Annotated in this window: 22 protein-coding genes and 1 pseudogene; 10 read left to right on the forward strand and 13 right to left on the reverse strand. The window is 71.7% G+C overall.

All coding sequences use genetic code 11. The annotated features are described in order from the left end of the window. Positions 1-182 precede the first annotated feature (182 nt). Complete coding sequence (locus AB0B35_RS05165) at positions 183-3,326, forward strand: BTAD domain-containing putative transcriptional regulator (protein WP_361040880.1); 3,144 nt, start codon at positions 183-185, stop codon at positions 3,324-3,326. A 3-nt stretch (positions 3,327-3,329) separates the two neighbouring features. On the opposite strand, the gene AB0B35_RS05170 is transcribed toward AB0B35_RS05165, so the two are convergent. Next, complete coding sequence (locus tag AB0B35_RS05170) at positions 3,330-3,764, reverse strand: Calx-beta domain-containing protein (protein ID WP_360525705.1); 435 nt, start codon at positions 3,762-3,764, stop codon at positions 3,330-3,332. A gap of 85 nt (positions 3,765-3,849) precedes the next feature. Then, positions 3,850-5,751, reverse strand: a complete 1,902-nt coding sequence (locus AB0B35_RS05175; RefSeq protein WP_361040883.1) for a M4 family metallopeptidase — start codon at positions 5,749-5,751, stop codon at positions 3,850-3,852. Between the two features lie 155 nt (positions 5,752-5,906). Here AB0B35_RS05175 and AB0B35_RS05180 point away from each other — a divergent pair, with 155 nt between their 5' ends. Both AB0B35_RS05180 and AB0B35_RS05185 read left to right on the forward strand, forming a co-directional pair. Next, positions 5,907-6,344 (forward strand): DUF4265 domain-containing protein, encoded by a 438-nt coding sequence (locus AB0B35_RS05180; RefSeq protein WP_361040886.1) that lies wholly within the window; start codon positions 5,907-5,909, stop codon positions 6,342-6,344. An 11-nt stretch (positions 6,345-6,355) separates the two neighbouring features. Beyond that, the gene (locus tag AB0B35_RS05185; RefSeq protein WP_361040888.1) at positions 6,356-7,375 is read left to right on the forward strand and encodes a hypothetical protein; all 1,020 of its coding nucleotides are present in this window, start codon (positions 6,356-6,358) and stop codon (positions 7,373-7,375) included. Position 7,376: 1 nt separating this feature from the next. Here the strand turns inward: AB0B35_RS05185 and AB0B35_RS05190 are convergent, their stop codons facing one another. Beyond that, positions 7,377-8,249 carry a dihydrodipicolinate synthase family protein gene (locus tag AB0B35_RS05190; RefSeq protein WP_361040891.1) on the reverse strand — a complete coding sequence of 291 codons (873 nt, stop codon included), beginning with the start codon at positions 8,247-8,249 and terminating at the stop codon, positions 7,377-7,379. Positions 8,250-8,319: 70 nt separating this feature from the next. On the opposite strand from AB0B35_RS05190, the gene AB0B35_RS05195 reads away from it, so the two are divergent. Together AB0B35_RS05195 and AB0B35_RS05200 are read left to right on the forward strand one after the other, a co-directional pair. Then, positions 8,320-9,210: a LysR family transcriptional regulator gene (locus tag AB0B35_RS05195; protein WP_361040893.1), complete on the forward strand. Its 891-nt coding sequence runs from the start codon at positions 8,320-8,322 to the stop codon at positions 9,208-9,210. A gap of 87 nt (positions 9,211-9,297) precedes the next feature. Further along, positions 9,298-10,005: a DUF4386 domain-containing protein gene (locus tag AB0B35_RS05200; RefSeq protein WP_361040895.1), complete on the forward strand. Its 708-nt coding sequence runs from the start codon at positions 9,298-9,300 to the stop codon at positions 10,003-10,005. A gap of 9 nt (positions 10,006-10,014) precedes the next feature. Here the strand turns inward: AB0B35_RS05200 and AB0B35_RS05205 are convergent, their stop codons facing one another. After that, positions 10,015-11,298 carry a hypothetical protein gene (locus AB0B35_RS05205; protein WP_361040897.1) on the reverse strand — a complete coding sequence of 428 codons (1,284 nt, stop codon included), beginning with the start codon at positions 11,296-11,298 and terminating at the stop codon, positions 10,015-10,017. 144 nt (positions 11,299-11,442) lie between these two features. Here AB0B35_RS05205 and AB0B35_RS05210 point away from each other — a divergent pair, with 144 nt between their 5' ends. Together AB0B35_RS05210 and AB0B35_RS05215 are read left to right on the forward strand one after the other, a co-directional pair. Beyond that, entirely contained in the window at positions 11,443-12,432 is a 990-nt protein-coding gene (locus AB0B35_RS05210; RefSeq protein WP_361040900.1) for a tetratricopeptide repeat protein, read from the forward strand. Positions 12,433-12,442: 10 nt separating this feature from the next. Further along, complete coding sequence (locus AB0B35_RS05215; RefSeq protein WP_361041557.1) at positions 12,443-12,937, forward strand: YfcE family phosphodiesterase; 495 nt, start codon at positions 12,443-12,445, stop codon at positions 12,935-12,937. 55 nt (positions 12,938-12,992) lie between these two features. Here the strand turns inward: AB0B35_RS05215 and AB0B35_RS05220 are convergent, their stop codons facing one another. The 4 genes from AB0B35_RS05220 to AB0B35_RS05235 all read right to left on the reverse strand — a co-directional run bounded on the left by AB0B35_RS05220 (position 12,993) and on the right by AB0B35_RS05235 (position 17,567). Next, a complete protein-coding gene (locus tag AB0B35_RS05220; RefSeq protein ID WP_361040903.1) occupies positions 12,993-13,862 on the reverse strand; it encodes an aldo/keto reductase in 870 nt (289 codons plus the stop codon). Between the two features lie 319 nt (positions 13,863-14,181). After that, entirely contained in the window at positions 14,182-15,630 is a 1,449-nt protein-coding gene (locus AB0B35_RS05225) for an aldehyde dehydrogenase (RefSeq protein ID WP_361040905.1), read from the reverse strand. Between the two features lie 72 nt (positions 15,631-15,702). Continuing rightward, positions 15,703-16,662 (reverse strand): SDR family oxidoreductase, encoded by a 960-nt coding sequence (locus tag AB0B35_RS05230; RefSeq protein WP_361040908.1) that lies wholly within the window; start codon positions 16,660-16,662, stop codon positions 15,703-15,705. Between the two features lie 62 nt (positions 16,663-16,724). After that, positions 16,725-17,567 (reverse strand): SDR family NAD(P)-dependent oxidoreductase, encoded by an 843-nt coding sequence (locus tag AB0B35_RS05235; RefSeq protein WP_361040911.1) that lies wholly within the window; start codon positions 17,565-17,567, stop codon positions 16,725-16,727. A 160-nt stretch (positions 17,568-17,727) separates the two neighbouring features. Between AB0B35_RS05235 and AB0B35_RS05240 the strand changes: the two genes are divergently transcribed. Next, positions 17,728-18,288 (forward strand): helix-turn-helix domain-containing protein, encoded by a 561-nt coding sequence (locus AB0B35_RS05240; protein ID WP_361040913.1) that lies wholly within the window; start codon positions 17,728-17,730, stop codon positions 18,286-18,288. A gap of 155 nt (positions 18,289-18,443) precedes the next feature. Continuing rightward, positions 18,444-18,632, forward strand: a pseudogene (locus AB0B35_RS05245) (YfcE family phosphodiesterase); the annotation flags it as partial. Between the two features lie 15 nt (positions 18,633-18,647). On the opposite strand, the gene AB0B35_RS05250 reads toward AB0B35_RS05245, so the two are convergent. Together AB0B35_RS05250 and AB0B35_RS05255 are read right to left on the reverse strand one after the other, a co-directional pair. After that, positions 18,648-19,433: a maleylpyruvate isomerase family mycothiol-dependent enzyme gene (locus tag AB0B35_RS05250; protein WP_361040915.1), complete on the reverse strand. Its 786-nt coding sequence runs from the start codon at positions 19,431-19,433 to the stop codon at positions 18,648-18,650. Between the two features lie 95 nt (positions 19,434-19,528). Beyond that, positions 19,529-20,488: a DUF1152 domain-containing protein gene (locus AB0B35_RS05255; protein ID WP_361040918.1), complete on the reverse strand. Its 960-nt coding sequence runs from the start codon at positions 20,486-20,488 to the stop codon at positions 19,529-19,531. Between the two features lie 113 nt (positions 20,489-20,601). On the opposite strand from AB0B35_RS05255, the gene AB0B35_RS05260 reads away from it, so the two are divergent. Further along, a complete protein-coding gene (locus AB0B35_RS05260) occupies positions 20,602-21,699 on the forward strand; it encodes an AI-2E family transporter (protein ID WP_361040921.1) in 1,098 nt (365 codons plus the stop codon). Between the two features lie 36 nt (positions 21,700-21,735). Here AB0B35_RS05260 and AB0B35_RS05265 read toward each other — a convergent pair whose 3' ends face one another. The 3 genes from AB0B35_RS05265 to AB0B35_RS05275 form a co-directional block, all read right to left on the reverse strand. Continuing rightward, complete coding sequence (locus AB0B35_RS05265) at positions 21,736-23,631, reverse strand: glycoside hydrolase family 3 N-terminal domain-containing protein (protein ID WP_361040924.1); 1,896 nt, start codon at positions 23,629-23,631, stop codon at positions 21,736-21,738. Between the two features lie 618 nt (positions 23,632-24,249). Then, positions 24,250-25,440 carry a hypothetical protein gene (locus AB0B35_RS05270; RefSeq protein ID WP_361040927.1) on the reverse strand — a complete coding sequence of 397 codons (1,191 nt, stop codon included), beginning with the start codon at positions 25,438-25,440 and terminating at the stop codon, positions 24,250-24,252. Between the two features lie 69 nt (positions 25,441-25,509). Further along, positions 25,510-26,910, reverse strand: coding sequence for a DNRLRE domain-containing protein (locus AB0B35_RS05275; RefSeq protein ID WP_361040929.1), 1,401 nt, complete (start codon positions 26,908-26,910; stop codon positions 25,510-25,512). Positions 26,911-26,985: the final 75 nt, after the last annotated feature.

A 26,985-nucleotide genomic window follows, 5' to 3' on the forward strand; every position in this document is an offset into this window, starting at 1 on the left:
TGAACGCGCGCTTCACCGCCCCGGCCACGACCAGAATCCTAACAGGACGGCCGTGCGGTTTCGTACGGGCGTACGGGTGGACGCCGGTCCGCCTCAGCGCGGATCGGCTGTGCCTGTCCTGCTCCGCAGGAGTTCCGTTTTCTCCCCGGCCTGAAGGCCGGAGTATCCACGGAAGGAATCTGATGAACGCCACCGGTGCCCGCCCGGCGGCCGCGCCCACGCTCGCGCGGGCCACCGGGGTGCGCATTCTCGGGCCCATCGAGGCGGCCGGCCTCGACGGACCGGCCGCGCTGTCCGGCGCACGCCAGCGGGTCCTGCTCGCGGTGCTGGCCGTGCACGCCGGGACCGTCGTGCACCAGTCCCGCCTCATCGACGCGCTCTGGGGCTGGGACCCGCCGCGCACCGCGGTCAAGACGCTGCACAGCCACATCGCCCGGGTGCGGCAGGCGCTGGACGCCTGCGGCCTGCCCGCGGCCCTGCACACCCGCCACGCCGGGTACGTGCTCGACATCCCCGCCACCGAGGTCGACGCCCATCTGTTCGAGTCCAGGGTGGCCGCCGCGCGCCGCCACCTGGTCGCCGACGCCCCCGAGTCCGCCGCGCGCGAGCTGCGCGAAGGGCTCGCGCTGTGGCGCGGCGACGCGCTGGCCGACGGGGAGCCCACCGGCTGGGCGGCCGCCGAGGCGGCCCGGCTCAACGAGGTGCGGCTGTGCGCCGAGGAGGACCTGTGGGAGGCCGAGCTGCGGCTGGGCCGCCACCGCGGCGCGCTCGGCGAGCTGGAGCGGCTGCTGGTGACGCATCCGTACCGCGAACGCCTGGTCGGGCTGTCCATGCTGGCCCTGTACCGGTGCCGCAGACCGGCCGAGGCCCTGGACGCGTACCGGCGGCTGCGCGCCCGCCTCGCCGACGAACTCGGCACCGACCCGGGCCCCGACCTGCAACGGCTGCACACCGCGATCCTGCGCGAGGACACAGCACTGGACCTGGTCGCCGAGTCGGGTCTGCCTGCGTCGTCCCCGCCGACGGAAGCCGCACCACCGTCGTCCGTGCCGAGTGGACACGCGGCTATCGCACCGGCGCTGCCGAGCCCCGAGCCCGTGCCCGCCGAGCTGCCCGCGCCCCCGGGGCACTTCACCGGCCGCGACGACGAGCTGTCCGCGCTGGACCGGCTCCTGGAACAGGAAGGGCCGCAGCCGCGGATCGCGTTCGTGGCGGGTCCGGGCGGCATGGGCAAGACCGCGCTCGCCGTCCGGTGGGCGCACACCGTCGTGCACCGCTTCCCCGACGGCCAGCTGTACGTCGACCTCGGCGGGCACGACCCGGCCGGCGCGCTGCCGCCCGCGCAGGCGCTGGCGCAGGTCCTGGCCAGCCTCGGGGTGCCCGCGGGGCGTATCCCCGCCGACACCGCCGCCCGGTCCGCGCTGTTTCGCACGCTGCTGAGCGGACGCCGCATGCTGGTGGTGCTCGACAACGCGGCCGGGCCGGACCAGGTGCTGCCGCTGGTGCCGCCGACCGCGGCGAGCCTGCTGCTGGTCACCAGCCGCAGCCGGCCGACCGCGCTGGCCGTGCACCACGCGGTGCACGCGGTCGCGCTGGACGCCCTCGACCGGCACGCGGCCGTGGCCCTGCTAGCCCAGGTGCTCGGCCGGGCCAGGGTGGACCGCGAGCCCGCCGCCGCGGCCGAGCTGGCCGAGCTGTGCGGCGGCATGCCGCTCGCGCTGCGGATCGCCGCCGCGAAACTCGCCGCCCGGCCCGGCCGGGAACTGGCCGAACTGGCCGCGGAGCTGGTCTGCGACGACCGGCTCGACGAACTGTCGGTGCCCGGCGACAGCCGCACCGTGCGCACCGTGTTCGGCTCGGCGTACCGGGCGCTGCCCGCCCCGGCGGCCCGGCTGTTCCGGCTGCTCGGCCTGCACCCGGGGACCACGTACACCGGGCACCTGGCCGCCGCGGCGGCGGACCTGACCCTGCCCGCGGCCCGGCGGGTGCTCGCCGAACTGGTGTCCGCGCACCTGGTCGCCGAGGTGGCCCCGGACCGCTACCGCTACCACGACCTGCTGCGCCTGTACGCCCGCGAGTGCGCGGTCGCCGACGAGACCGCGGCCGCTCGCGACGAGGCCGTAGCCCGGATCGTGGACTGGCACCTGGCCGTCGCCGACGCCGCGAACCGGCTCGTCGACCCGGGCCGGGACCGGGTCCGGGCCGCACCGGCGTACCCGCCCGCGCAGCTGCCGTTCATCGACGACCCGGTCGCCGCGCTGGCCTTCCTCGACGGCGAGCGCGTCGGCATGCAGGCCGTCGTGCGGCACGCCGCCGAGCACGGGCCGCAGACCGCCGCCTGGCAGCTGACCTACCTGCTGACCGGCTTCTTCGACTCGCGCGGCCACTGGGCGGAGCGGGTCGAGCTGTGCCGCTGGGGCGTCGCCGCCGCGAACCGCTGCGGCGACCCCGGCGCGGAGGGGCTGATGCGCAGCGGGCTGGGCGTCGCCCTGATCATGACGCGGCGCTTCGACGAGGCGCTGGACGTGCTGCAGTCGGCGCTGGCGCTGACCCGCCGGACCGGGGACGCGCGCGGCGAGGGGCACGTGCACAACAACATCGCGGTGGCCCACGCCGGGCTGCGCCGCCACGACGCGGCCGTGGAGGCGTACCAGCAGGCCCTGGCCCTGCACACGGCGAGCGGCAACGCGCTCGGGATGGCGCTGGGGCTCAACAACATCGGCGACGCGTACGTCCGGATGGGACGTGCCGAGCTGAGCCTGGAATACCTGGCCCGTGCCCTGCCCGCCGCCCGGGAGCTGGGCAACGCCCGGCTGGAGGCGGCGGCGCTGAGCGGCCTCGGGCAGGCCCACGCGGCCCTGGGCGACTTCGGCACCGCGCTCGCCCACCTGCGCCAGGCCCTGGCGGTACGCCGGCACCGCGGCGACCGCCGCCACGAGGCCGACACCCGCAACACGATCGGCGTGACCCACCTGCGCCGCGGCGACCACGGCGCGGCGCTGGACGAGTTCGGCCGGGCGCTGGAGCTCAGCCGGGAGATCGCCGACCGGCACCTGGAGGCGAGCGCGCTGGCCAACCTCGGCCGCACCCAGCTGGAACGCGACGATCTGGTCGCGGCGGCCGGATACCTGCGCCTCGCGCAGGCGCTGCGGGCCCGCGCGCCCGACCACTTCGAGGCGGCCTGCATCGCCCGCGACCTCGGCGAACTCGCCCGCCGCAACGGCGATCCCGCCGAGGCCCGCACGCAGTGGCAGCTCGCCGTGGACCTGTACCGCAAGGCCAACGCGCCCGCCGAAGCCGACGCGCTGGCCGACACACTCGGCTGACCGCTAGTGCGCTGCGCGATCCTGGACGACCACGGTGGCGGTGGCCAGCACGCGCCCGTCCCGGTCGACGAACTCGACGGCGAACGTCTCGTCACGTTCCCGTACCGCGTCACCGGCCACGAAGATCCGCAACTGGGTGACACCCTCGGCGATCAGTGACACCTCACCGGAGGGCACCGCGACATAGTCGCCAGGGGCGGCCGCGGTCCCGTTGGCGGTGCGGTAGTTCACCACGGTGCCGACTGCGGGTGTGCCCTTCACCTCGATCTTGACGGCGCACCACTCCTTCTCCCAGCAGACCGCGTCCAGGGCCTGCGCCAGGCAGTTCTGGCCGCACGGCACGACGCCGACTGCGGCGGAGGCGGGCTGCGGCAGCAGCACGATCGTCGCGAGGAGAGCCAGGGCCGATGCGCTGAGCCAGCGCGCGAAACGAGTCATGGCCCGCACGGTAGGCGGGCCGGGTTGTGGAAAGGTTGTGTGCCTGGCCACCAGCCCTGCGACCGGCGGCCAGGCACATGCTCGGTCAGTAGAGCAGGCTCCAACCGCGCAGGTGGCTCTGCTCGCCCTTGACGACGTCCTCGACGACCAGCGCCCACTCGCCGACCTCGGCGACCCCGCCCAGGCGCACCTGGTACACCTCGGTCAGGTCGGCGGCCCGGTCGTCGGCGTTCGCGGCCTTGAGCAGGTAGGACCGACCGGCCGGGGAGACCAGCTCCAGGCGCAGGTCACCGCGGTGCGGGTGGGTGAGGTTGACGGCGACCTCGACGGTCTCCAGGGTGCCCTTCTCCTGCACCTTGGTGAGCCACTTGATCGGGCCCGGGTCCAGGAACGGCGGCTGGGGCCACTCCTCCCAGACCAGGTTCCACTTCGGGATGCACTGCTTCCACGGGTAGCTGTAGGTGCCGACGCCGACGGCGGCCCATGCCATCGCCACGGTCCGGTAGGTGCTGCCACACTTGCCGTACAGCTCCGCCGTGGCGGCCAGCGTGTCGGCCCGCGCCTGGGCGAACGTCTCGTTGCTCGTGAAGTAGTTCGTCAGCGCGTGGTACCAGATCTGGGTGGCCCGGTCCCGGCCGACGCCGACGACCGACGAGCCGTTGCAGGTCGGGCTGGTGCCGTACGGCGTGACCCCGCTGCCCTCGGCGGCCAGGAAGAAGAAGTGGTTGGTCACCCCGGAGGAGTAGTGCGGGTCGAGGTTGCCGATGCCGTTGTACCAGCAGTCCTTCGAGATCCCGTCCAGCGACGGCTGGTACATGTAGCGCAGCGGGTCGCCGGTGCCCCAGATGTCGAACTCCTCGCCGATCAGGTAGTCCGGCGTGTCCACGGCGTTGTCCGCGTAGAACTCGGCCATCGCGCCCATGATGTCGCTGGTGCCCTCGTTGAGCCCGCCGGACTCCCCCGAGTACGTCAGGTTGCCCGGCACCGACGCCTGGGTCAGGCCGTGCGACATCTCGTGGCCGACGACGTCCAGCGACACCAGCGGCCGCAGGCCGTTGCTGCCGTCGCCGTAGCGCATCACCTTCTGCGTCGAGCTCCAGCTCGCGTTGGCCCAGTTGGTGCCGCGGTGCACCTGCGAGACGGTGCCCACGCCGTCGTCGAAGATGCCGTGCCGGCCCAGCACGTTCAGGTAGAAGTCCCACGTGTTGGCCGAGCCGTAGTGCACGTCCACGGCCGCGCTCTGGTTGGTCGCCGGATTGCCGTCGCCCCACACGTTGTTCACGTCGGCGAACGTCACGCACGGGCCCGCCGTCGTGTGCTGCATGTCGCAGGTCTTCGAGTTGCCGCGCAGCGGGTCGATCATCTTGTAGTCGAAGATCGTCTGCGTGGTGCTCAGCGGCACCTGGCCGCCGTAGACGCTGTGCCCGGTGCCGTTGGCCGTGTGCTCCAGCGGATTCGCCCGCAGCAGCCGCGGCTCGACCGCGTCGACGAGCGCGTCGGCCTCACCCGTCGCCGCCGTCACCGGCACCCGCCAGGCCAGCCGGCCCGTGCCGCCGACCGCGTCGACGACCAGCTGCGGCGTGCCGACCTCGGACGCGCGCAGCGCGTCACGGGCCGTGCTCGCCGCCTGGGCGGCGGTGACCCGGGGCTCGGTGCCCACGGCGACCGGCCGGTCCTGCGACACGGAGAACCCGTCGAGGGCGCCGTCGGGCGCCAGGTGCACCACGAAGTCGCCGCCCACCACGGGCAGGCCCTGAAACAGCCGGGTGAACCGGACGTGGGCGAAACCGGTCCGGGTGACCGTTGACCGCCACACCTCGTAGCGGTCACCTTCGGCGGCCCGTACCGCCTCCGGGTTGAGCCTGATCAGCTCCTGTGCGCGCGCTATCGCCGTCTCCTCAGGCGAGGCGGCCTGCGCGGGCGCGGCCAGCGCGACCGCGCTGCCGCACAGCAGCACCGCCGCGAGCGCCACGGATATCCGTCTCATGACGACCTTCCCTTCCCTGTAACCAGTGGCCACAGGGGTACGCGGGCGTGGCTGTCACGCGGTTGTGGCAGGGTTGTGCCGCAGCCCGGCCGCGGTGCAGGAAGCTGCAGCGATCGGGGGTTACCCGGCGGCGGGGCGGCTGGCATGATCTCGCCATGACCGAGGCAAGCGACTCCGACCAGTACGGCCACGTCCGGCTCACCGCCACCGAGCCCGACGGCCGGCTCATCACCGAGGTGCTGCCCGCCAAGGCGCTGCCGGGCGGGCTGGTGGAGCTGGTCGGCAGCCCCGGCCTGGTGACCGGCGCGGCCGCCGGTGACGTGCTGACGCTGGTGTCCGGCGGCTTCCACGTGGTGCGGCGCGGCCCGAACGACAGCGTGCAGGTGTACGCCGAGCCGCCGCTCGACGAGCACGCGATGGCGTGGCTGGCCAAGGCCTTCGAGTCCGTCGGCGGTTACGTCGAGGCCCCGCCGCAGCGGCAGTTCGCCGTCGCCACGGTGCCGTCCGCGGCAGGCCGCGACACCGTCGAGGCGATCATGGCCGAGGCCGGCGAGCACATCCCCGGCATGGAATGGCAGTTCGGCACCGCCTGACGAGGAGTCCGATGCGCACCCCCGACCTGCCCGCCGACGACCTCGCCGCGCTACCCGGGCTGGCGGCGTTCGGCCGTACGGCGACCCGCCTGCACCCGCGCCCCGGCACGGTGACCGCGGCGGACAGCCACGTCGGCGGCCCGCTGCGCTGGCCCGCGGACGAGCCCTGGCCGGTCTGCGCGCACCCGCGCGTGGTCTCCGAGGACGTGCCCCTGCCGCAGGACCTGCTGGACCGGCTCGCCGCGGCCGAGCGCGGGCGCACGCAGCACAACATCATCACCGATGAGGAGTTTGTGCTGCTCGAAGAGCTCGCCGCGCTGGTCGGCCCCGGATTCAGCGGCTACGGCAGCATGAACGGCGGCCCGACGGTGGGTCACCGGTACGTGTCCCGGCCGCACGACAATCCGATGCTCGCCGTCGCCCAGTTGCGGGCCGCGGATGTGCCCGACCTGCCCACGCCGGGCGGCGCGGATCTGCTGCAGGTGCTGTGGTGCCCGTTCGACCACGCGCAGGACGAGGAGCAGGTCTGGGGTCCGACGATACGGCTGGTCTGGCGGCGCGAGGCCGACGTGACCGGCCCGCTCGCCACCCCGCCGGCTTCCGCCGTGGGCGAGGACCACTACACGCCCCGGCCGTGCCGCCTGCACCCCGAGCAGATCGTCGAGTACCCGTACCCGCAGGAGCTGCCCGAACCGCTGCGGGGCCAGGCGGACAAGCACCCCGACTACGTGAACACGTTCATGGCCCCGGGCTGGAAGGTCGGCGGGTATGCCAAGTGGCAGCTCAGCGACCTGCTGCCGACGCCGTGCCGGGTCTGCGCCGGGCCGACCCGGCTAATGCTGGTCATCGACTCGGGTGAGGGCACGGAGGACGCGCGCTGGCGGCCGGTCGAGGAGGCGGGCGTCGACCCCGGCTCGCTCGGCTACGACGCCGACGAGCCGACCGGCGTGGTCGTCGGCCGGTGGGGCGCGCTGCGGGTCTTCATGTGCCCGACCTGTCCCGGCGCCCCGTTCCGGCTCGACCAGCAGTAGGTCAGCCACCGACCTCGGCGAGCTGCTTGAGGGCCGCGGCGGTGCTGTCGGGGTGGGCGTCGAGCAGCGGCAGGCGTACGCCCGGGGTCGGGATGCGGCCCTGCGCGTGCAGCGCGGCCTTGACCACCGTGGGGTTGGGCTCGGCGAACAGCGCCTTGGACAGCGGCGCGAGCCGGTGGCCGAGTGCGCGGGCGCGGATCGCGTCTCCGGACTGCCACAGGCGGATCAGCTCGGCGAACTGCGCGGTCGCCAAATGCGCCGAGGACAGGATGCCGCCGTGCGCGCCGAGCGCCAGCAGCGGCGATACGAACGTGTCGTCGCCCCCGAGCACGGCGAAGCCTGCCGGTGGGTCCGCCATCAGCGCGACGGTGTCCTCGTTGATGCCGCCACCGGCGTACTTGACCCCGGCCACGTTCGGGATCGCGGCCAGCCGCCGCAGCGCGCCCGCGGTCAGGTACTGCCCGGTGCGGTACGGGATGTCGTAGACGACCAGCGGCACCGGGCTCGCGGCGGCCAGCCGGGTGAAGTGCGCGACCACACCGTCCTCGCCGGGCCGCACGAACGGCGGGACCACGGTCAGCGCCGCCACCGCCTCCGGTGTCGCGGACAGTGCCGCTAGGGCCTCGGCCGTGGCCGCGCCGACGATCAGCGGGGCCGAGCGCTCCCGGCAGACCCGGGCAACGGTCTCGACGACCGCCTGCTTCTCCGCCTCGGTGAGCGAACCGGGCTCGCCGGTGGTGCCGAGCGCGACGAGGCCGGTCGCGCCGTCGTCGAGCACCTGGTGGGCCAGCCGCTCCAGCGCGTCGAGGGCCACCGTGCCGTCGGCGGCGAAGGGCGTGATCAGGGGAAGGTACAGGCCGTGCAGTGTCGTCATGCCCTCATGCTGCCGAAACCCTTCCGGAAGGACCAGTTCCGATTCCTGACGTGACCCGTAAGCTGACCTGATGCTTGACGTCCGCAGGCTGCGCCTGCTGCGCGACCTGGCCCGGCTCGGCACCATCGCGGCGGTCGCCGAAGCCCACACCTACTCCCCCTCGGCCGTGTCGCAGCAGCTCGCCGTGCTGCAACGGGAAGCCGGTGTGCCGCTGACCGAACGCACCGGGCGCGGCGTCACCCTCACCCCGGCCGGGGCCGCGCTGGTGCGGCACACCGAGACCGTGCTCGCGGCGCTGGAGGCCGCCGCGGCGACGCTGGCCGCGGCCCGCACCGGGCTGCACGGCACGATGCGCATCGGCGCGTTCCCGACCGCGGTGCGCACCCTGCTGCCCGCGGCGCTGGTCGCCCTCGCCCGCGACCATCCGGCCCTGGACCTGATGGTCACCGAGCTGGACCCGGTCGCCATGCCCGACGCGCTGCGCGAACGCCGCCTCGACGTGGCGCTGCTGCACGACTACGACCTCGCGCCCGTCGTGCCGGACCCGACCGTCGACTCCGTGCCGCTGCTCGACGAGACCGTGTACCTCGCGGTGCCCGAGGGCTTTCCGGTCGCCGACGACCCGGTGCACGCGGCCCGCGACGCCGACTGGATCGTGGGCACGCCGGGCACCCTGTGCCACGCCGTGGCGGTGCGCATCTGCCAGGCCGCGGGGTATGCGCTGCGGGCCCGGCACCACGCCGACGACTTCACGGCCGTGCTCGCGCTGGTCGCGGCCGGGCTGGGCGTGGCGCTGGTGCCGCAGCTCGGCGCGGTGCAGCCGCCGTCCGGGGTGCGGCTGGCGCCGCTGGGGTCGCGGCGTCGGACCAGGATTGCGTACCGGCGCGGCTCCGGCGACCACCCGGCCGTGGCCGCCTGCGTCGCCGCCATCCGCACCGCCACCACGCAGTTCCTCACATAGAACCGCTCTCTGTCAAAAATTCTTGACATGATGTCGTGTTTACTTTACCTTCGGCGTGTCAAGTTTTCTTTACATGGGAGGGTCGCGATGCACACGCTGACACGTACCGCCCGGCTGACCGGGCTGTTCTACCTCGGCAACGCCATCACCGGCGTGCTCGGTTTCCTCGTCGTCCGGCAGCAGCTCTTCGCCGCCGGCGATCCTGACGCGACACTGGCCAACCTGGTCGCGCACGAGTCGCTCGCCCGCGCGGGCATCGCCCTGGAACTGGGGATGGTCGTCATGCAGACCCTCGCCGCCGTCTGGTTCCACCGCCTGTTCCGCACGGCGGACTCCCTCGCCGCGTTCGGGATCGCCGCGTTCGGGCTGGTCAACGCGGTCGTGGGCCTGGTGAGCGCGGCCCTGCTGGCCACCGCGGTCCAGGTCGCGGTCGACCCGGTCGGCGACGCCGCCGCCAACGTCCAGGTGCTGTACCTGGTCAGCGACGGCCTCTGGGGCGTCGGCGCGCTGTTCTTCGGCCTGTGGCTCATCCCCATGGGCTGGTGCGTGCTGCGATCGGGCTGGATGCCCCGCGCCCTCGGCTGGATCCTCGTCGGCGGCGGCGTCGGATACATGGTCAGCGCGTTCATCAGATACCTCGCCCCCGAAGCACCCGCCGTCGCCGAGGCGCTGGCCTATCCTGCGTCCATAGGCGAGTTCTGGATGGTCGGCTACCTGCTCATCCTCGGCGTACGCCGGCACGCGCTGAACGAGGCGCCGAGCCCGGCACGCACGGCGGCACCGGTGGCGAGCTGAAGCGGCGCCTCACACGACGACGACGGTGTGCGGGCCGCGCATGACCTCGATCGAGTAGTACGTCGGGCACAGCCGCGGCCGCCCGCCTTCCTCGTCGACCTCGAAGAAGCGCAGCTCGCCACGGCGGTGCACGAGATCGAGATGATCGAACACGGTCACCACGACGAACTTGCCGTCGGCGTCGAAGGCGACGCCCTCGGGCCGCAGCCCGTCGAACAGCTCCTCGCCGACGGTCTCCAGGCGGCCTGTCGCCGGGTCGAAGGTGAGCAGGCTCAGCGAGCACTGCCGGTCCAACCGGGGATCACCCCACGCCAGGTGGCTCAGCCGCAGGTTCGAGGTGACCACGCGGCGGCCGTCGCGACTGACGGCCAGGCCGCCGGGATTACGGCCCACCACGGCCTCGCCGATCTTCTCCCCCGCTCCGGTGGCCGAGTCGATACGCAGCACCGACACCCGTCCCTCGGGCACGTCGTCACCGGCGTCGCTTCCCCGCTGGAGGTCCGTGGTGAGCAAGTGCCGCCCGTCGGGGGTGAACCGGCCTTCGAACGGGAACCGCCCGGTCCTGATCGGCAGCCCCAGCGGCTCGATCCACAGCTCCGGCGTACGGTGCGCGGCATACAGCCGCACCTCGTCCCGCCAGGGGAAGCATGCCGCGAGCAGCTCGCCGCCGGGATGCCACTCCACGTAGGACGGCACGATCGGCTCGCCGTCCTCGCCGCGCGGCACCAGCACGAACGCGTCGCCGAACCCGTTCGGCCCGACCGGAATCAGGCGCAGCGACGGGTGCGGGTCGGGCCCGAGGATCGCGAACACGTCGCCGCCCGCGAGGGCGAGCAGGCCGCCGCGCGGATGCAGCGACACGGCCTGCGGCATGTGCCCGGCCGGGTAGGCGAACAGCAGCTCCGGCCTGGTCGCGTCCGTGATGGCGTACGCGCGCACCGTGCTCCCGGCGTCGAGGTCGGTGAGCAGGTGCGCGTCCGGGCCGCGCTGGCCGAGCGTCTCGATGACGTACGCGTGCGCGCCCTCGGCGTCGACGGCGAGCACACTCGGCGGTGGGGTCACCGAGTTCGACGCGGCGATCGTGCCCATCCTCGGCGGGGTGCCGTCGAAGGCCAGTGGCAGCTCGATGACGGTCAGCGTGTCCTCCTGCCCTGCCTCGCGCGGACCGAGCCGGGCGTGCAGCGGCGCGGACGGGATCGCGTCGGCATCGCTGACCACCACGATGCGCCGCCCCTGGAACAGACCGGACGCTGGCGGCCCCTGCAGCGGCTGGACGCCGGTGGACGTGCTCATCTGCGGCTCCTTCGGCAGGCAGCCTGCGCATTCACCGACCAGGCTATGCCCGGCCGCGCCGCCCCGGCCGGACGATCCTCGATCCCGGCCCCCTCCGGACGCCCCAGTCCCACAAGTCTCCATCGTCACCGCTAACCTCAGGCGATGTCGCAGCCCGCACCGACCCTCGACCTCGTCCTTGCCCGGGTCCTGGCACATTGCGGCGGTGACCCGGCTGCGGCGGCAGGCCACCTGGCGCGAGCCATCGCGCGACAGCCGCACGCGGCAGAGCCCTACGAGGCTCTGGACGAGCTGCGTCGGTCCCACCCTGCGGAGGCCGCCCGGTTCCTCGAAGCCGCCGCCTCGACCGGAACCTACGCGGCCAACGCCTACGCGTGCTTCCGCGACGGCGACATGGACACGGCGGTGCTCTGGCTGGGCTCGGTCACGGGCCATGAGCCGCGCAACGCCTGGGCGGCCGCGCCCTGGTTCGCCGACGAGCGCTTCCTCACCTCGGTGAGCGCCGACGCGCTGGGCGAGGCCGCGCTGCGCACCACGGACGGCGGGCACGACCTGGCCGCCGACGGCATGCGGGAGCGGTTCGCGCCGTGGTTTCACGCGATCGCGGTGGTGTCGGCGCGTGATCCGCGACCCGAGGCACTGGCCCGTATGGCGATCATGCTGCGGGCGTGCGGTCTGACGGACGAGTCGTTCGCGCTCTGCGATCAGGCGGATGCGGTCGAACGGGTCATGTTCACCGAGGTCGTCCGGGCGGGCACCTGGCGCAGGCTGGGCGACATGGGGCGCGCCGTGGCCGCGTTCGAGCGAGCGCTCGGGCTGGACCCGACGAACTGGTCGCTGTTCCTCGACATCGCCGACCTGTGGGCAGAACAGGGCGACTTCGCTGCGGCGGTGGAGTGGGCCGAGCGCGGCCTGGACCATGAGCCGGCCGAGGTGACGCTGCTCGCCGCGCGCGCGGCGTACCGGGCCAGGCTCACCGCTTCGGCCGCCGACCTGGCCGAGCTGGTCGAACTCGCGAAAGGGATGCCGGAGTCGCCGTACCGGCAGGTGCTGATCGATCATGCGTGCGCGAGGCCGGGACTGCCCGCCGACGTCGTCGCCGCGGCACGTGAGGCGCTGCGGCGATCGGCTTAGGGTGGACGTCATGCGGTTGGTGGTCATGGCGGACACGCATGTGCCGACGCGGGCAGGGGACCTGCCCGAGCCGCTGTGGGAAGCGGTGGACGGCGCGGACGTCGTGGTGCACGCGGGCGACTGGGCCGACCTGTCGCTGCTCGACACGTTGGAACAGCGGGCCGCACGGCTGATCGCGGTGTACGGCAACAACGACGGTCCCGCGCTGCGTGCCCGGCTGCCGGAGACGGCCCGCGCCGAACTGGACGGCCTGCGCATCGCCGTCGTGCACGAGGCCGGCCCCGCGACCGGTCGCGAGCGGCGCTGCGCCGCCCTGTTCCCTGACTGCGACGTGCTGTTCTTCGGCCAGCACAACATTTCTAGACCTGTTACACGTAAAGGCCCCGGCAGAGGAATGGCAACAGGGACGATGACTCCGTCTCGACATCAGCACCCTGATCCGGGTGCGACCGGAATACGGCGGAAACCGGCTGCCGATAGCCGACTGGCCCGGCCGCTTAGGTGAGCGGCCGGGCCAGCCAAGGCTCCACAGCGTCTACCGCACGAGCAGAGTGAGCGCGTTATTCAATCGAATGTCGTGGATCGGACCAGGGCCTGGGCAGCCTGCACTGCCCGTGCCACCAGTTGTCGCCCTGGAATGTGGGCAGGGTCGAGCGGAAGTCGTCGGCGCTGAATGTGCTGGCACGGGCGAATCGACCGGCGAGGGCGCCGCGGCCCAGTGGGCTGTAGGGCACCAGGGTGATCCCCAGGTGGCGGCACTGCGGCAGGATATCGGCCTCCACCCCGCGCTCCCACAGGGAGTATTCGCTCTGCAGCGCCGAGATCGGGTGCACCGTCATGGCCCGGCGCAGAACCTCGGCGCTGACCTCGCTCAGCCCCAGTGCGTGGACCTTGCCTTCTGCGACGAGTTCGGCCATCGCGCCGACGGTGTCCTCGATGGGCACGGTCGGGTCGAGCCGGTGGTAGTAGTAGTAGTAGTAGTACAGGTCGATTCGATCGGTGCCCAGACGGCGTAGGCTCGCTTCGCACGCGGCCTTCACATACTCGGGCCGTCCGTCGAAGACGCTCCCGCCTTCTCGCAGGGGGCGGGCAGAGAACTTGGTCGCGATCACGGCCTCGTCGCGACGGCCGCGTAGTGCACGTCCCAGCAGCGTTTCGTTGTGGCCGAATCCCAGCACGGGGTCGCCTGGGCGCGCGCTGGCGGCCCCGTAGTAGTCCGACGTGTCGAAAAAGTCCACGCCGAGGTCCATCGCACCGCGGATCGTGGCCACGGACGTCTCGGGGTCGGCCTCACCGTAGAACTGGGACATTCCCATCAGCCCGAGCCCGACCGGACGTACCGACAAAGCTGAGCCCGAGCCGGTGACGTCGCAGGGCCTGCTCCAGGAACACGGCCGCGTCGTAGGCGGCAGGTCCTGCCGTGCCACCATCGCACCGATGCCCGGCGGGGCCACGGTGCGCGGTGGGCCTGGTTACCGACCCGGACGCTTATGCGGCGCCTATTTGGCGAGGCGATGGAGGCGATCAAGGCGCGAGCCAGTCGGCGGCGGTGATGTCCATCCGCCCCTCCCCCTGTCCTGGGTCACGGCTCCCGACGCTGCCGCCTCCGACAAGATCGAACGCGACGTCCGGTTGATCGAGTCCCCACCCCCCCACCACCAGCTGACCCACATTTTGGCGGGCAGGGAGCCTTTCCCAACTGGACAGGGCCGGGGACTCGTGTCGAGTCCCCGGCCCTGTCGACGGGTGTCACCGCTGCCGGGTGACCGTCTTGTGCTCGACGTATCCGGCCAGGCCGACCGCACCGTACTCGCGGCCGAGGCCGCTTGCCTTGTAGCCGCCGAACGGCCCGTCGAAGCTCATGGGCGAGCCGTTAAGGGTGACGGTTCCGGTGCGCAGCCTGCGGGCGACGCCCAGGGCTCGCTCGACGTCGGCCGACCAGACGCCCCCGGACAGGCCGTAGTCGGAGTCGTTGGCGATGCGTACGGCGTCGTCCTCGTCGTCGTAGGCGATCACGACCAGGACAGGGCCGAAGATCTCCTCCTGGGCGATACGCATGCTGTTGTCGACGTCGGCGAACAGGGTCGGCGTGACGTAGTTGCCCTTGTCCAGCCCCGGCGGCACCTCGGGACCGCCCGTGACCAGCCGGGCGCCCTCCTCGACGCCCAGCTTGATGTAGTCGATCACGCGTTGCTGCTGGTCCGGCCGGATCATGGGGCCGATGAAGGTGTCCGGCTCGGACGGGTCGCCAACTTTCAGCGACTCCACCATCCCCTTGAGCGCCGCGACGACCTCGTCGTAGCGGCTGCGCGGAGCCAGGATCCGGGTCTGCAGGATGCAGGCCTCGCCGTTGTTGCCCAGGGAACCGAAACGCAGTCCCTGCATCACGGCGGCGAGGTCGGCGTCGTCCAGGATGATCGCGGCGGACTTTCCGCCGAGTTCGAGGCTGACCCGCTTGAGCTGTTCGCCGGCGATCGAGGCGATGCGGCGGCCCGCCCGGGTCGAGCCGGTGAAGGAGATCTTGTCGACGTCCGGGTGCGAGATGAGGTGCTCGCTGGTCTCTCGGTCCGCAGGCAGGATGCTGAGCACCCCTTGCGGGAGCCCGGCGTCGTGGAACAGATCGGCCAACATCATCATGCTCAGGGAGTTCTCCGGGGAGACCTTGAGTACCACGGTGTTGCCGGCGAGCAGGGCCGGGGCCAGCTTCGCCATTGCCGCGGAGTAGGGCGAGTTCCACGGGATTACTGCGGCGACCACGCCGATCGGTTCGCGCCTGACGATGGTGTCAAAAGTGACCGATGCATCCGAAGGGTCGATGATCGTTTCCCAGCCGAACTCCTCGGCTGCCGTGAGGTAGGCGTTGGCCTGGCGGGTCAGGAACGGCTGGCCGATCTTGGTGAACCAGCCCGCCGACCCGTTCTCGGCGGAGATCGCTGCGGCGATCTCGTCGGCGCGGGCCTCGCGCAACGCGTTGAACCGCCGGATCACCTGTTGGCGCTGCTGCGGGTCGGTGCGCGGCCAGGGCCCGCTGTCGAACGCCGCGCGCGCGGCGGCGACGGCCGCATCCACGTCGGCGTCGGCCGCCTGGGCTGCCAAGCCCAGTACGGACTGGTCGTGCGGCGAGCGGATCTCGAGCAGGTCGGCGTTGCTGGGCGTCACCCACGCGCCGCCGATGTACAGCTTTTCACGAACGATCATGAGATGTTTCTTTCTGGGGAAGGGTGATGGGCCGGGGGTTCGGGAACGGTGCCGCCCGGCGGGTGGAAAGCGTCAGGGCCGTACGAGTTGAGCGACCGGGGTGGCTGCGAAGTCGCCGAGTCCGTCGAGATCCGTGGACAGGGTCACCTCGCGCCACGCGTCGTCTTCGCCGGCGCGGGCTTGGGCGATCAGCGGCGCGAGCCATGCTGCGTCCGAGCCCAGGAGCAGCCGCACCGGAGGTCTCGGCTCCTCGACGAGCCGCAGTATCACCTGTGCCATCTTGGCTGGGTCGCCGCGCTGCACGTCCGGGTTGTCGTTGTAGGTCCGGACGAAGTTTGCGACGGTGGCGTCGTACTCGTCGTGCAGTGCGGGCATGGGTATCGGCGCGGTCGCCCAGGGGGTCCGGATGCCGCCGGGCTCGATCAGAGTGGCGTGGACGCCGACTGGCTCGAGTTCTCGGGCCAGGATCTCGGTGAAGCCGCCCAGCGCCCACTTGGCAGACTGGTACGCCGCCAGTCCTGGCTGAGCCCGCCGGCCGCCGATCGTCGAGACGTTGACGATGCGGCCGGAGCGCTGCTTGCGCATCACGGGCAGCGCGGCCCGCACCATGTTGACCGCACCAAAAAAGTTGATCTCCATGCTGCGGTGGAACTCGTCTTCTGGCATGTCCTCGATCGACCCGACGATGCGCTGGCCCACGCTGTTCACCAGCACGTCCAGGCCGCCGAACTCGGCGACGGCCCTCTGCACCGCCGCGCGGGCGGCATCACCCGAGGTCACATCCACGGCGCAGACCCGCAACCGGTCGCCGTGACCGGCAGGCGTCGGCACGGCTTCGGGCACCAGATCAGCCGCCAGGACGTTGTGTCCGGCCCGCAGCGCGGCCTCGACCATCTGCTGTCCCAGGCCGCCAGCTGCTCCTGCTATCAAGAAGGTCTTCGTCATCGGATCCACCCACGTTCCATCGGGGTTGTTCAGTTCTGCCCGCACGGGCCGCGCCGGCAGTCCAGGACGGACCACCTGGCGCGGCACACGCCGACAACGGCAGCGGGTGCCGGATCGTCAGCGACACCCGGCCGACCTGCTCGCCGTGCTCAGGACCCGGCCGGATGATCCGTGGACCGGCTGACCGGGGCCCACTTCGTGGCCTCGGCGATCCGCGCCTGCTCAGCGCTCAAAGCGATCTCCAGCGCGTCGCTGCCCAGCAGCAGGCGCCGCGGGGGCTCCGGGTCGCCGACGATGTCGATGATCGCTTCGGCCATCCGTGCGGGGTCGCCGGGCTCGTTGCCGCTGTATGCGGCGAACCGCTCGAGCCACAGCCCGACGGTCGGCGCGTAGTCGGGGTTCATGCTGCCGGAGGCACTTGCGGCGCCCGCGGCCCAGCCGGTGCGGATGCCGCCCGGCTCCACGATCGTCACCTTGATCCCGAGCGGGGCGACCTCGCTTGCCAGCGCTTCGGAGAAGCCCTCGACACCGAACTTCGCGGTCTGGTAGGCGCTGAGCCCGGGCGTGCCCCCGACCCGACCGCCGATCGAGGAGACCTGCACGAAGTGTCCGGAGCGCTGGCGGCGCAGGACCGGCAGCGCCGCCCTCGTCACGTTGATCACCCCGTACAGGTTCGCGTCGATCTGGGCCCGGAACTCGTCCTCCGGGAAGTCCTCGACCGAGTTGCTGGTCGCATAGCCGGCGTTGTTTACCACCACGTCGAGCGCGCCGAACCGGTCGACGACCGCCGCGACCGCGTCCCGGGCCGAGGTCGGCGAGGTCACATCCAACTGCAGGGTCTGCAGCCGGTCGGCAAACGCCTCCTGCAGCCCGGCCAGCGTTTGCGGCTGGCGGGAGGTCACCGCCACCTGGTCGCCCGCCTTGAGCGCCGCCAGCGCCAAGGCCTTGCCCAGACCCTGGGAGCCGCCGGTGATAAGCCACGTCCTTGCCATCTCACTCCTCCAGTTTTCTCATGAGCGCTTCGCGGCCCGCCGTGACACCACGGGGACGGTGTGGAAGCTCGTCGCATATCTGCAACACGACTGTAGCAGTAATTCTTCCTACCACGTCGATGTCGCAGTTATTACGGAGACAAGTGCCACCCTGGGTGGTATGCTCCGCAGCATCATGAGAGCCGACGCCGTACGCAACCTCGCCGCGGTCCTGCGCACCGGAGCTCGGCTCCTGGCTGAGGACCCTGGCACCTCGATGTCCGCCATCGCCAGCGCGGCGGGCGTGGACCGCACCACGGTGCATAGGCACTTCGCCACGCGTGAAGCTCTACTCAGCGCAGTCTTCCAGGCAAAACTCGACTCTTCAGAGAAAGTCCTCGACGAGGCGCGGCTGATGGCCGCACCCGTGGCCGTCGCGCTGCACCGCTACGTGGAGGGCATCATCCCGGTGAGCCGCGAGTGGCCTGTCGACACGCGGATCAAGATGCAGCAGGACCCCGCCGCCAGCACCCGCCGCCAGGAACAGAGCGCGCGGCTGGACGCCTTCATCCAGCGCGCGCTCGACGAAGGTCATCTACGCCGAGACACCTCGCCGGCCTGGGCGAGGGCAATGCTCGATCAACTGGTGGACAGCGCCGCTCACCGGTTTCCCGAGATCGACGCCGCCCAGGCGGCGGACCTGGTCGTGGACACCTTCCTCAACGGCCTCGGCACGCACTAACCGACCGCTGCGTGCCTCCGGCGGCGGTCAGCCGTGCCACCAGCGTGTCGTCGACCGGACCGGCGAGGTAGAGCACGAGCAGGTCCTCGGGGGTGGGGCCGGGCGGGGACGCGATGTTCTCCCCCGCGACCAGTTCCAGGTGCCAGGACGCGTCGGGCCATTCGCACATTCCGTGGGACAGCACCGCCCCCACCGGCCTGCGGCTGATCAACCCGGGCTCGCCGACCGACCGCCGCCGCCAGCCGCACGCGACCTTCCTCACCGCCTCGATCGCCGCAGGCCGGCTCGTGGACGTGGAACTGCACCGGCTCGGTGGCGCGGTCGGCCGACCCGCGCAGCGCTGAGCATGTCGCCGGTTGTCACACGGACGGGTCCCAGGCCGCGAGCTGATCGAAGATACGACGGTCGCCTTCGAACGTCAGGGAATCCAGCGGTATGCGGCCGTAGAAGAACAGGACCAGGTCACTGGCCGTGCCCCGGGCGCAGACGTCGGCCGTGTCGGGGTCCTCACCGGCAGCGGGCGTGAGGCGGGCGACCTGTGCGCCGTCGGCGGAAAGCCGAAGGCGCCAGGAACGGCCCTCGGTGGCGTGGTAATCGACGACGGCGGGTTCGTGTGGCCAGGCGACCGTCGTCGCGCAGAGGGTGAACTGGCAGTCGTCGAAACCGTCGAGGGCGACCTCCTCCGGCAGCGGCTGCGGGACACCCACCGTGAGCTGGACATCGTGGGTGTACACCGCGATCTCGGGGACCTGTCGCCGCGCCCAGGCACCAGAGGTCTGCGGTGACGGCGAGTCCTCCCACCACGTCCAGCAACCACGGTCCGGGCCGGCCTGACGCAGCGCGCTCGTCAGCTGCTCGACAGACTCGGTCCACCAGGCCAGGAGAGCCTCGCGTTCCCGTGGCGCACCCATGCCGCCGTCCCAAGCCGACGTCTCCGGGGGTGCGTCCGCGGGTCCTGCGGCGACGACGGCGGCTGATTTGCGGCGGCCCATCCCCACGTGTTGCACGAGATCGAACAGCGTCCGCTCGGGAGAGGTCGGCACCACCGCGTCGAGGTTGGGTGCCGCGGCGACCGCGGCGTGGAAGGCGGCCGAGCGTTCATCGATCAGCCGCAGATGATCGGAGAACGTGAGAATCTTGAGCACCCTGGCTTTCTAGCACTGTGCTCCGGCGACCGGACAGCGAATTTCGCAGCCGACGCGGCGGCCGCCCCGGCCCTGTTCGCAGAAGGCGACTCGGCTCAGTGCGGGATGGGGCGGCGGGCGCGCGTGCGGTCCAGGCCGTCGCGGTACTCCTCGATGGCCAGCGCCACCTCGGCGCGGGTGCGGGTGTGCTCCAGGCTCGGCAGGTAGTGCACGTGCCGGGCCAATCCGTCGAGGTCGACGGTGAAGTACATCGCCATCAGCGGGTTGACGAAAAGCTCGGTGCCCTCGGTGCGGGGCAGCGTGTGCACGTCGCCGAAGTCGCCGCGTACCGCCGAGGCGACCTGGGTGTTGACGATGCTGGCGGACAGCGGCGTGGCGGCGGCGGCGTGCGCGACGGCGTCGCAGTAGGCGGCGGCCTCGGCGCTGCCCGGCGGGATGGAGAACGCGCCGAGGAAGGCCCCGTCGCGCTGCAGGGCGGCGAGGTTCTCCAGCACGTGGGCATGGCAGACGCCGTGGTGGGAGTCGATGCCGAAGCCGAGGCTGACCACGAGTTTGCACGGCACGGGCAGCCCGGCGACGGCGGCGAGGCTGGTCATGTCCTCCTCGGGGGTGCCGAGGCCGGCCTCGTCGCCGCGCATGAGGATGTCGGTGCCGCCGTCGGCGAGCACGATCGCGTCGATGCCGAGCAGGTCGATGAGCTTGCGGTACGCCGAGCGCAGGGGGCGCACGCCGGTGCGCTCGAAGGCGTACACGACGGGGTCGTGGCCCTGGGCGGCGAGCCAGCGGGCGAGGGTGCGTTCGGGGAAGTAGCGGTCGTTGCCGGCGCTGTCGGGGCGCACGGCGGCCAGGCCGGTGCGCACCCAGGAGGACAGGCTGAGCGCGCCCAGCTCGCTGACGGCGTAGCTGGCGAGGGTGACGCGGGTACCGGCGTTGCGCAGGGCGAGCGCGAGGGGCAGCCCGGCGTACACGTCGAAGCCGCCGCCAGCGCCCGCGATGAGCACGTGCCTGGCGTCGCGCAGGCGCTGGGACAGCGGGGGTTCGAAGACGGCGGGCATGGCCGAGACGGTAGTGCCCGATGTCGAGCGGGGCACGCGCTTATTCGTTCCCCGGAAGCGGCGACATCCGTCATCTAACATGAAAACGGATCAAAGGGATTAAGGCGGATCAGGTGGACGCGCTCCGGACAGTCGGGTCGAAGGCGTGGGCGATCGTCGGCATCGCCCTGGCCACGGCTGTCCTCGTGTTCCTGATCATCCTGCTGAAGCCGCTGGTCATCGCGCTGATCGGAGCCCTGATCGTCTCGCTGGCGCTGTCACCGGCCGTCGAGGCGCTGGCGCGGCGCGGCCTGCGCCGAGGGCTGTGCGCCATGCTCGGGATCCTGTTCCTGATCGCCCTCGGCATAGGCGTGATCTTCCTGGTGGTGACCGGGCTGGCCAGCCAGTGGGCCGAGTTGAGCGCCGCGCTGGGCAAGGCGGTGCAGGACCTGCACGGACTGCTCACGAAACTGGGCGTGGCGGGCTCCAACGCGGAGTCGGCGCGCGACTCCCTGTCGGATCACGGCTCGACGCTGCTGTCCGGCCTGCTGCCCGCGCTGGGCAACGTCGCCGGTACCACCGCCAGCGTCTTCATCGGCACGTTCGTGTTCCTGTTCACCACGTTCTTCATGCTCAAGGACGGGCCGGCGATGGCGCGGGCGGCCGAGCCGTGGATCCCGCTGGGGCGGCCGTGGATGGACCAGGTCGGCCGGATCATCCGCGGGTACGTCGTCGGGTTGACGCTGCTCGGGGCGTTCAACGCGGCCGTGGTCGGGCTGGGCGCGCTGCTGCTGGGCGTGCCCCTCATCGCCACCCTCGTGATCATCACGCTGCTCGGCAACTACGTGCCCTACCTGGGCGCGTGGGTGGCCGGGGCGTACGCGGTGCTGATCGCGCTCGCGTCGGGCGGGGTGCAGACGGCGCTGCTCATGACTTTGGTGGTGTTCCTGGCCAACGGCACGCTGCAGACCATGCTCCAGCCGTTCGCGTACGGGGCCGCGCTGCGCATGCGTCCGCTGACGATCCTGCTGGCGACCGTCGTCGGCGGGCTGGTCGCCGGCATCCTGGGCGTCATGCTCGCCGCGCCGACCGCCGCGATCATCCAGCACACCGCCGAACTGCTGCGCTCCCGCCGAAACGGCGGAGGGGCCGTCGAGGCCGCGGACGGGGGTCCCGACGGCGATGACGGGCCCGGCGATCTCGCACGGCTGGTGGCCGACACACCCGACTGAGGCGTGCCGTGCCCCGCGCGAGATCGCCGGGACGGGTCAGTACGTCAGGCCGAAACCGTACGGAAACAGCGGCGTCTTCTCGTCGCCGGTGTTGACGGGTTCCTGGGCGGCGGTCGCGGGCCAGGACATGGGCAGCTTGCCGGTCGGGGCGTACGCGCCGAACAGCACGTCGGCGACGCCCGCGCCCTCGGTGCCCGGCAGCCACGCGGCCAGCAGCCCCTGCACCTGCGGCAGCTGGGCGCTGACGTCCACGGGCCGCCCGGAGACCAGCACCACGACCACGGGCACGCCCGCCTTGCGCAGCGTGGCCAGGGTGTCGAGGTCGACCTTGTCGAGCTTGACCCCGTCGGGCCGGTCGCCCTCGTACTCGGCGTACGGCGTCTCGCCGATCACGGCGATCGCCACGTCGTAGCTCTTGTCGATCCCGGTGCCGTCGGCGCTGTAGGTGACGGCGCCGCCGGGCTCGACGGCCTCCTTGACGCCCTGCAGGATCGTGGTGCCGTCGGTGATCGGGCCGGATTTGCCCTGCCAGGTCAGCGTCCAGCCACCGGACTGGTTGCCGATGTCGTCGGCGCTGCGCCCGGCGACGAACACCTTGCCGGTCTTGGGCTTCAGGGGCAGCACCCCGGAGTTCTTCAGCAGCACCTGCGACTGGCGTACGGCCTGGCGGGCCAGCTCCCGGTGCGCCGCTGAGCCGACCTTGTCGAACTGCGCGCGGTCGGCCATCGGGTGCTCGAACATTCCCAGCTCGAACTTCTTGGTCAGGATGCGCCGGTTCGCGTCGTCGATGCGCTCCATCGGCACGTTGCCCGCGTCGACCTCGTCGCGCAGCACGCCGATGAACTCGCGCCAGCGCTCGGGCACCATGACCATGTCGATGCCCGCGTTGATCGCGGTGCTGACCTCCGCCGGGGTGAACGCGTCGCGTACGCCGTCGAGCTGGTCGATGGCGTTCCAGTCGGACACCACGAACCCGGTGAAGCCCAGCTCGCCCTTGAGCACCTCGGTGATCAGGTAGCGGTGGCCGTGCAGCTTCTCGCCGTTGAACGAGCTGAACGAGACCATCACCGAGCCGACCCCGGCCTTGACCGCGGCCTGGAACGGCGGCAGGTGGATCTTGCGCAGCTCCTCCTCGGGGATCCGCGCGTCGCCCTGGTCCTTGCCGTCCAGGGTCCCGCCGTCGCCGACATAGTGCTTGGCGGTGGCCAGCACCGAGTTCGGGCCGCCCAGCCGCTCGCCCTGCAGCCCGGTCACGATCGTGGTCATCGCCGCGGCGATCTCGGGGTCCTCGCCGAACGACTCGTACGTGCGGCCCCAGCGGACGTCCCGGGCGACGCACAGGCACGGGGCGAAGTCCCAGTCCAGGCCGGTCGCGGTGACCTCGGTTGCGACCGCCTCGCCGATCCGGCGGACCAACTGCGGGTCCCGGGTCGCGCCCAGCCCGATGTTGTGCGGGAAGATCGTCGCCCCGTGCACGTTGTTGTGGCCGTGCACGGCGTCCACGCCGTAGATCATCGGGATGCGCAGGCGGGTGGCCAGCGCCTCGGTCTGGAAACCGTCGTACATGTCGGCCCAGCCCTGCGGCGTGTTGTCGCTCGGCACCGAGCCGCCACCCGACAGCAGCGAGCCCAGGGCGTACGCGGTGACGTCGCCCCCGGTCACCTCGCGGCGCTCGGCCTGCGTCATCTGACCGATCTTCTCGTCGAGGGTCATCCGGCCCAGCAGGTCGTCGACCCGCTCGGCGACCGGGCGGGACGCGTCCAGATAGGGCGCGTCGGGATCGTAGGCCCCGTCGTCGGTGTCGCGGGTCAGCCAGTAGACGGCGGCTCCGGCCGCCAGCACGAGCACGAGGCCGGCGGCGATCAGGCGGCCGCGGCGGCGGGACGGCGGTGGTGGCGCAGCCGCCGGGGTGGCGGTGACGGTCGTGGTCATGTTGCCTTCCAGAGGGGTCGCGGCGTGGCGTGGACGTGCCGGCGCGAGTGCCCCTCATCGCGACGACGGCCTCCGACAGCCAACACTTCCCGCGGTTCGGTGTCAACGGATTGCTGGAACATAATGCCGCGCTGGTGAAACAAGCCATGTAACAAGGCGTGGGCGCGCCTCGGTCCGCATAGAAGTACGCGACGGCAGACCGCCGCGGAGGGTCCACCACCCGACGAAAACGCATCGACACACTTGTGCGGTGGTCCTAGCGTTCGCAGTATGACCAAACACCATCCACCGGCCTTCCGGGCCGGCCCGGGAGGCGTCGCACCGTCGCGCGCCCCCGCCGGCGGCGAAGGCCACCCTCGCGCGCTCAGCGCATCGCACGCGGAACACCTGGCGCCGCGGGGGCACCAGGTCAACCACCAGGCCGAGCAGTGGCGCCCCGACGCCGCCGTGACAGCCCTTGAGGCCACCCCGGCCGCGCACCTTTGCCACCTCCAGCGGCTCTGAACCGGCGCGACCCCAACACCGGGAATACGGGGCATTCCCGGTGACACCGCACCACAGCACCTGACCGACGAGCTCGCGCGAGCTGCGGCCCGCGCGAGCTCGTCCCCCTGCCCGCTAGAAGGCGCCGGCCTTGACCGAGATCGCCATGCGGCGGCCCGCGTACTCGGACACCGTCCAGAGCTCGTCGGTGTTGCCGCGGTAGGTGAAGTCCTCCGTGCCCACCGGCAGCGTGTCGTAGTGCATGACGACGCTGCCGCCGGGCGTCCAGGTGCCCAGATCGCCGTCGTTGCTGTCGCCGTCGCTGGTGGACAGGAAATAGTTGCCGTTGAGGCTCAGCGCGCCCTGCATCGAGGTCACGTCCACGCGGTAGGCCCAGCTCGCCGTGGCGTCGGTGGTCGATCCACTGTCGTGGACCAGCTCGCGGTCGGTGTAGTCGACGCCCCAGCGGACCAGCCGGGTTCCAGTGCCGGGGTTGCCGTACTCCCCCACCAGGAAGCTGTCCGGGGCGGTGGTGCGGTCCAGGGAGATGAACGAGAAGCGGAGGCCGCCCGTGCCGACCTGGTCGTAGGCCAGCGACTGCGGCAGCACGTACTTGTAGCCGAAGGCCTGGTAGCTGCCGTCGGACTGGCGGCCGCACACTGCCGAGTTCGTGCTGGACACCTGCCACAGGTGGTTCAGGTCGAACACGCGCAGGCCATTGCTGGTGTCGACGACGTAGAGGTGGTGGCCGTACCACGCGATGCCGCCCGCGTGGATGACCACGGGGCGGTAGCTGTGCACGCCGCCGGAGGTGTACGGCTCGACCAGCAGCACGTGCCGGTACACCGGGAGCAGCGGGTCGGTGCGGTTGACGAAGCTGACCCGCACGCCCTTCTGGCCGTCCACGCCGGTGGAGTACCAGGAGACCAGCACGGCCTTGCGGTCCTCGTACACCCCGGCGTCGAGCGCGTCGGAGCTGGTGGTGATGCCCTGCGGGATCCACTCGGCGGTGTTGTCGTCGCCGCTTTCGAAGTGGAAGCCCGCGGCGAAGTTGGTGACCAGGCCCGCGCCTTCGCCCGCGGTGATCCGCGTGGCGGTGCGGTTGCCGTCGTCGAGCACGTGCTGGACGCTCACGTTGGGCAGGGCCGCGTCCAGCCCGGCGATCGCGGTGGCGTACGAGCCGGCGCGGCGGCGCAGCTTGAACGCGGTCCGGTCGATCGAGGCGGGGGCGGCGGCGGCCGGGCTCGCGCCGATCAGGGCGGCGGTCGCGCCGGCGGCGGGAATGGCGATCAGTCCGGTCAGGATGGTTCTGCGGGGAATCGACATCGCTCCACGGTAAACGAAATGAAGGGAACCTTCACCATATGACGCCTGGTGAAGGTTCCCTTCATCCGGTCAGTGGCAGCTACCGGTGCCGGAGTCGTTGTAGGTCTTGCCCGCCTGAGGCACGAACTGCCAGTCGTAGCTGTTGGCGTGCAGCGTGAACTTCAGCACGCCCCAGGTGTCGCTGTTGCGGGCCTGGCTGTTGGGCTGGATGGTGCCGAAGCCGTAGAAGCCCGCGCCGCCCATGCCGGCGACGAACGAGCGGATGCCGCGCGAGCTGTCGGCGGTGCCGCTGGGGTTCATCGGGGCGAAGCGCTCGTACTGGTGGTTGTGGCCCCAGACGACGACGTCGGCGTTGTAGTCGTACAGCGCCTGGTAGAGCGGCCGGGTCGAGGTGGACGGGGCGTGGTTGGCCCCGGAGGTGAACAGCGGGTGGTGCCAGTACGCGATCGTGCACGGCTTGGTGCTGGCGGCCAGGTCGTTGCGCAGCCAGGTCTCCTGGGCCGAGCCCGCCGACATGCTGATGTTGGAGTTCAGCGAGACGACGTGCCAGTTGCCCAGGTCGTAGGAGTAGTAACCCTGACCCGACGGACCGGCCACCGAGCCGAAGTAGTTGTAGTAGCCGCTCGCACCCGAGGTGTTGTAGTCGTGGTTGCCGGGCGCGGGGCGGGTGCGCGCCTTGTGGCGGCCCCAGGTCGGGTTGTAGTAGCTGCTGAACTCCGACGCGGTGCCGTTGGTGTAGACGTTGTCGCCGGTCGTGAAGACGGTGCCGGAGATCCCGTCGAGCAGCGCCGCGGTGGCCGTGTCGCCCGAGCCGGAGTCGGCGATGTCGCCCGCGCCGACCAGCACCGGGTCACCCGACGGCGGCGGCGTGGACGGGCTCGGCGACGGGGTGGTGCCGGTGGTGACGACGAGCTGCGGCGAGTCCGCGCCGGTCTCGCGGGTGTCGTAGTACGCGCCGTCGCTGTTGGTGGAACTCGCGCCGATGCTGAACGTGCCGTTGCCGGTCACCAGCGAGGTCACGTCGACCTCGTACCAGCCGTTGGCGACGACCGAGCCGAGGGTGCCCAGCGTCGCGCCGTCCAGGGCGGGCTTGTTGTTCCACGTCGTGCCGGTCTCCGACCACGACGTGTTCGACATCGCCTTGAACGTGCCGCCGGCGGCACTGCCGTCGTTGCCGCTGATGTGGCGCAGCCGCAGCTTCGCGCTGGTCACGGTGCCGCTGACGCCGCCGACCGTGAAGCGCAGGAACATCTGGCGCTGCGGCGAGCTGTCGACGGTGATCTGGACGGCGGTGCCGTAGTTGGTCGACGCCGTGTCGGCCTGCACGTACGTGTCGGCCACCGGGGTGAACGTGGACGTCGCGGCGGCGGCGGTCTGCGCCGACACCGTCAGCACCGTCGCGACCGTGGCGGCGGTCAGCACGAACGCCGTGCCTGCCGTCACGGCCACGCGGCCCTTGCGGATTCCCATGACTAGCCCTTCTGGGGGTGTACGGCAGCGCGATCGGCGCAGCCGTGCGAGGAATGTAGGGACGCCCGGAAACGG

Source organism: Catellatospora sp. NPDC049133 (assembly GCF_040648455.1).
In the GTDB taxonomy this organism is placed as follows: Bacteria; Actinomycetota; Actinomycetes; order Mycobacteriales; family Micromonosporaceae; genus Catellatospora; species Catellatospora aurea.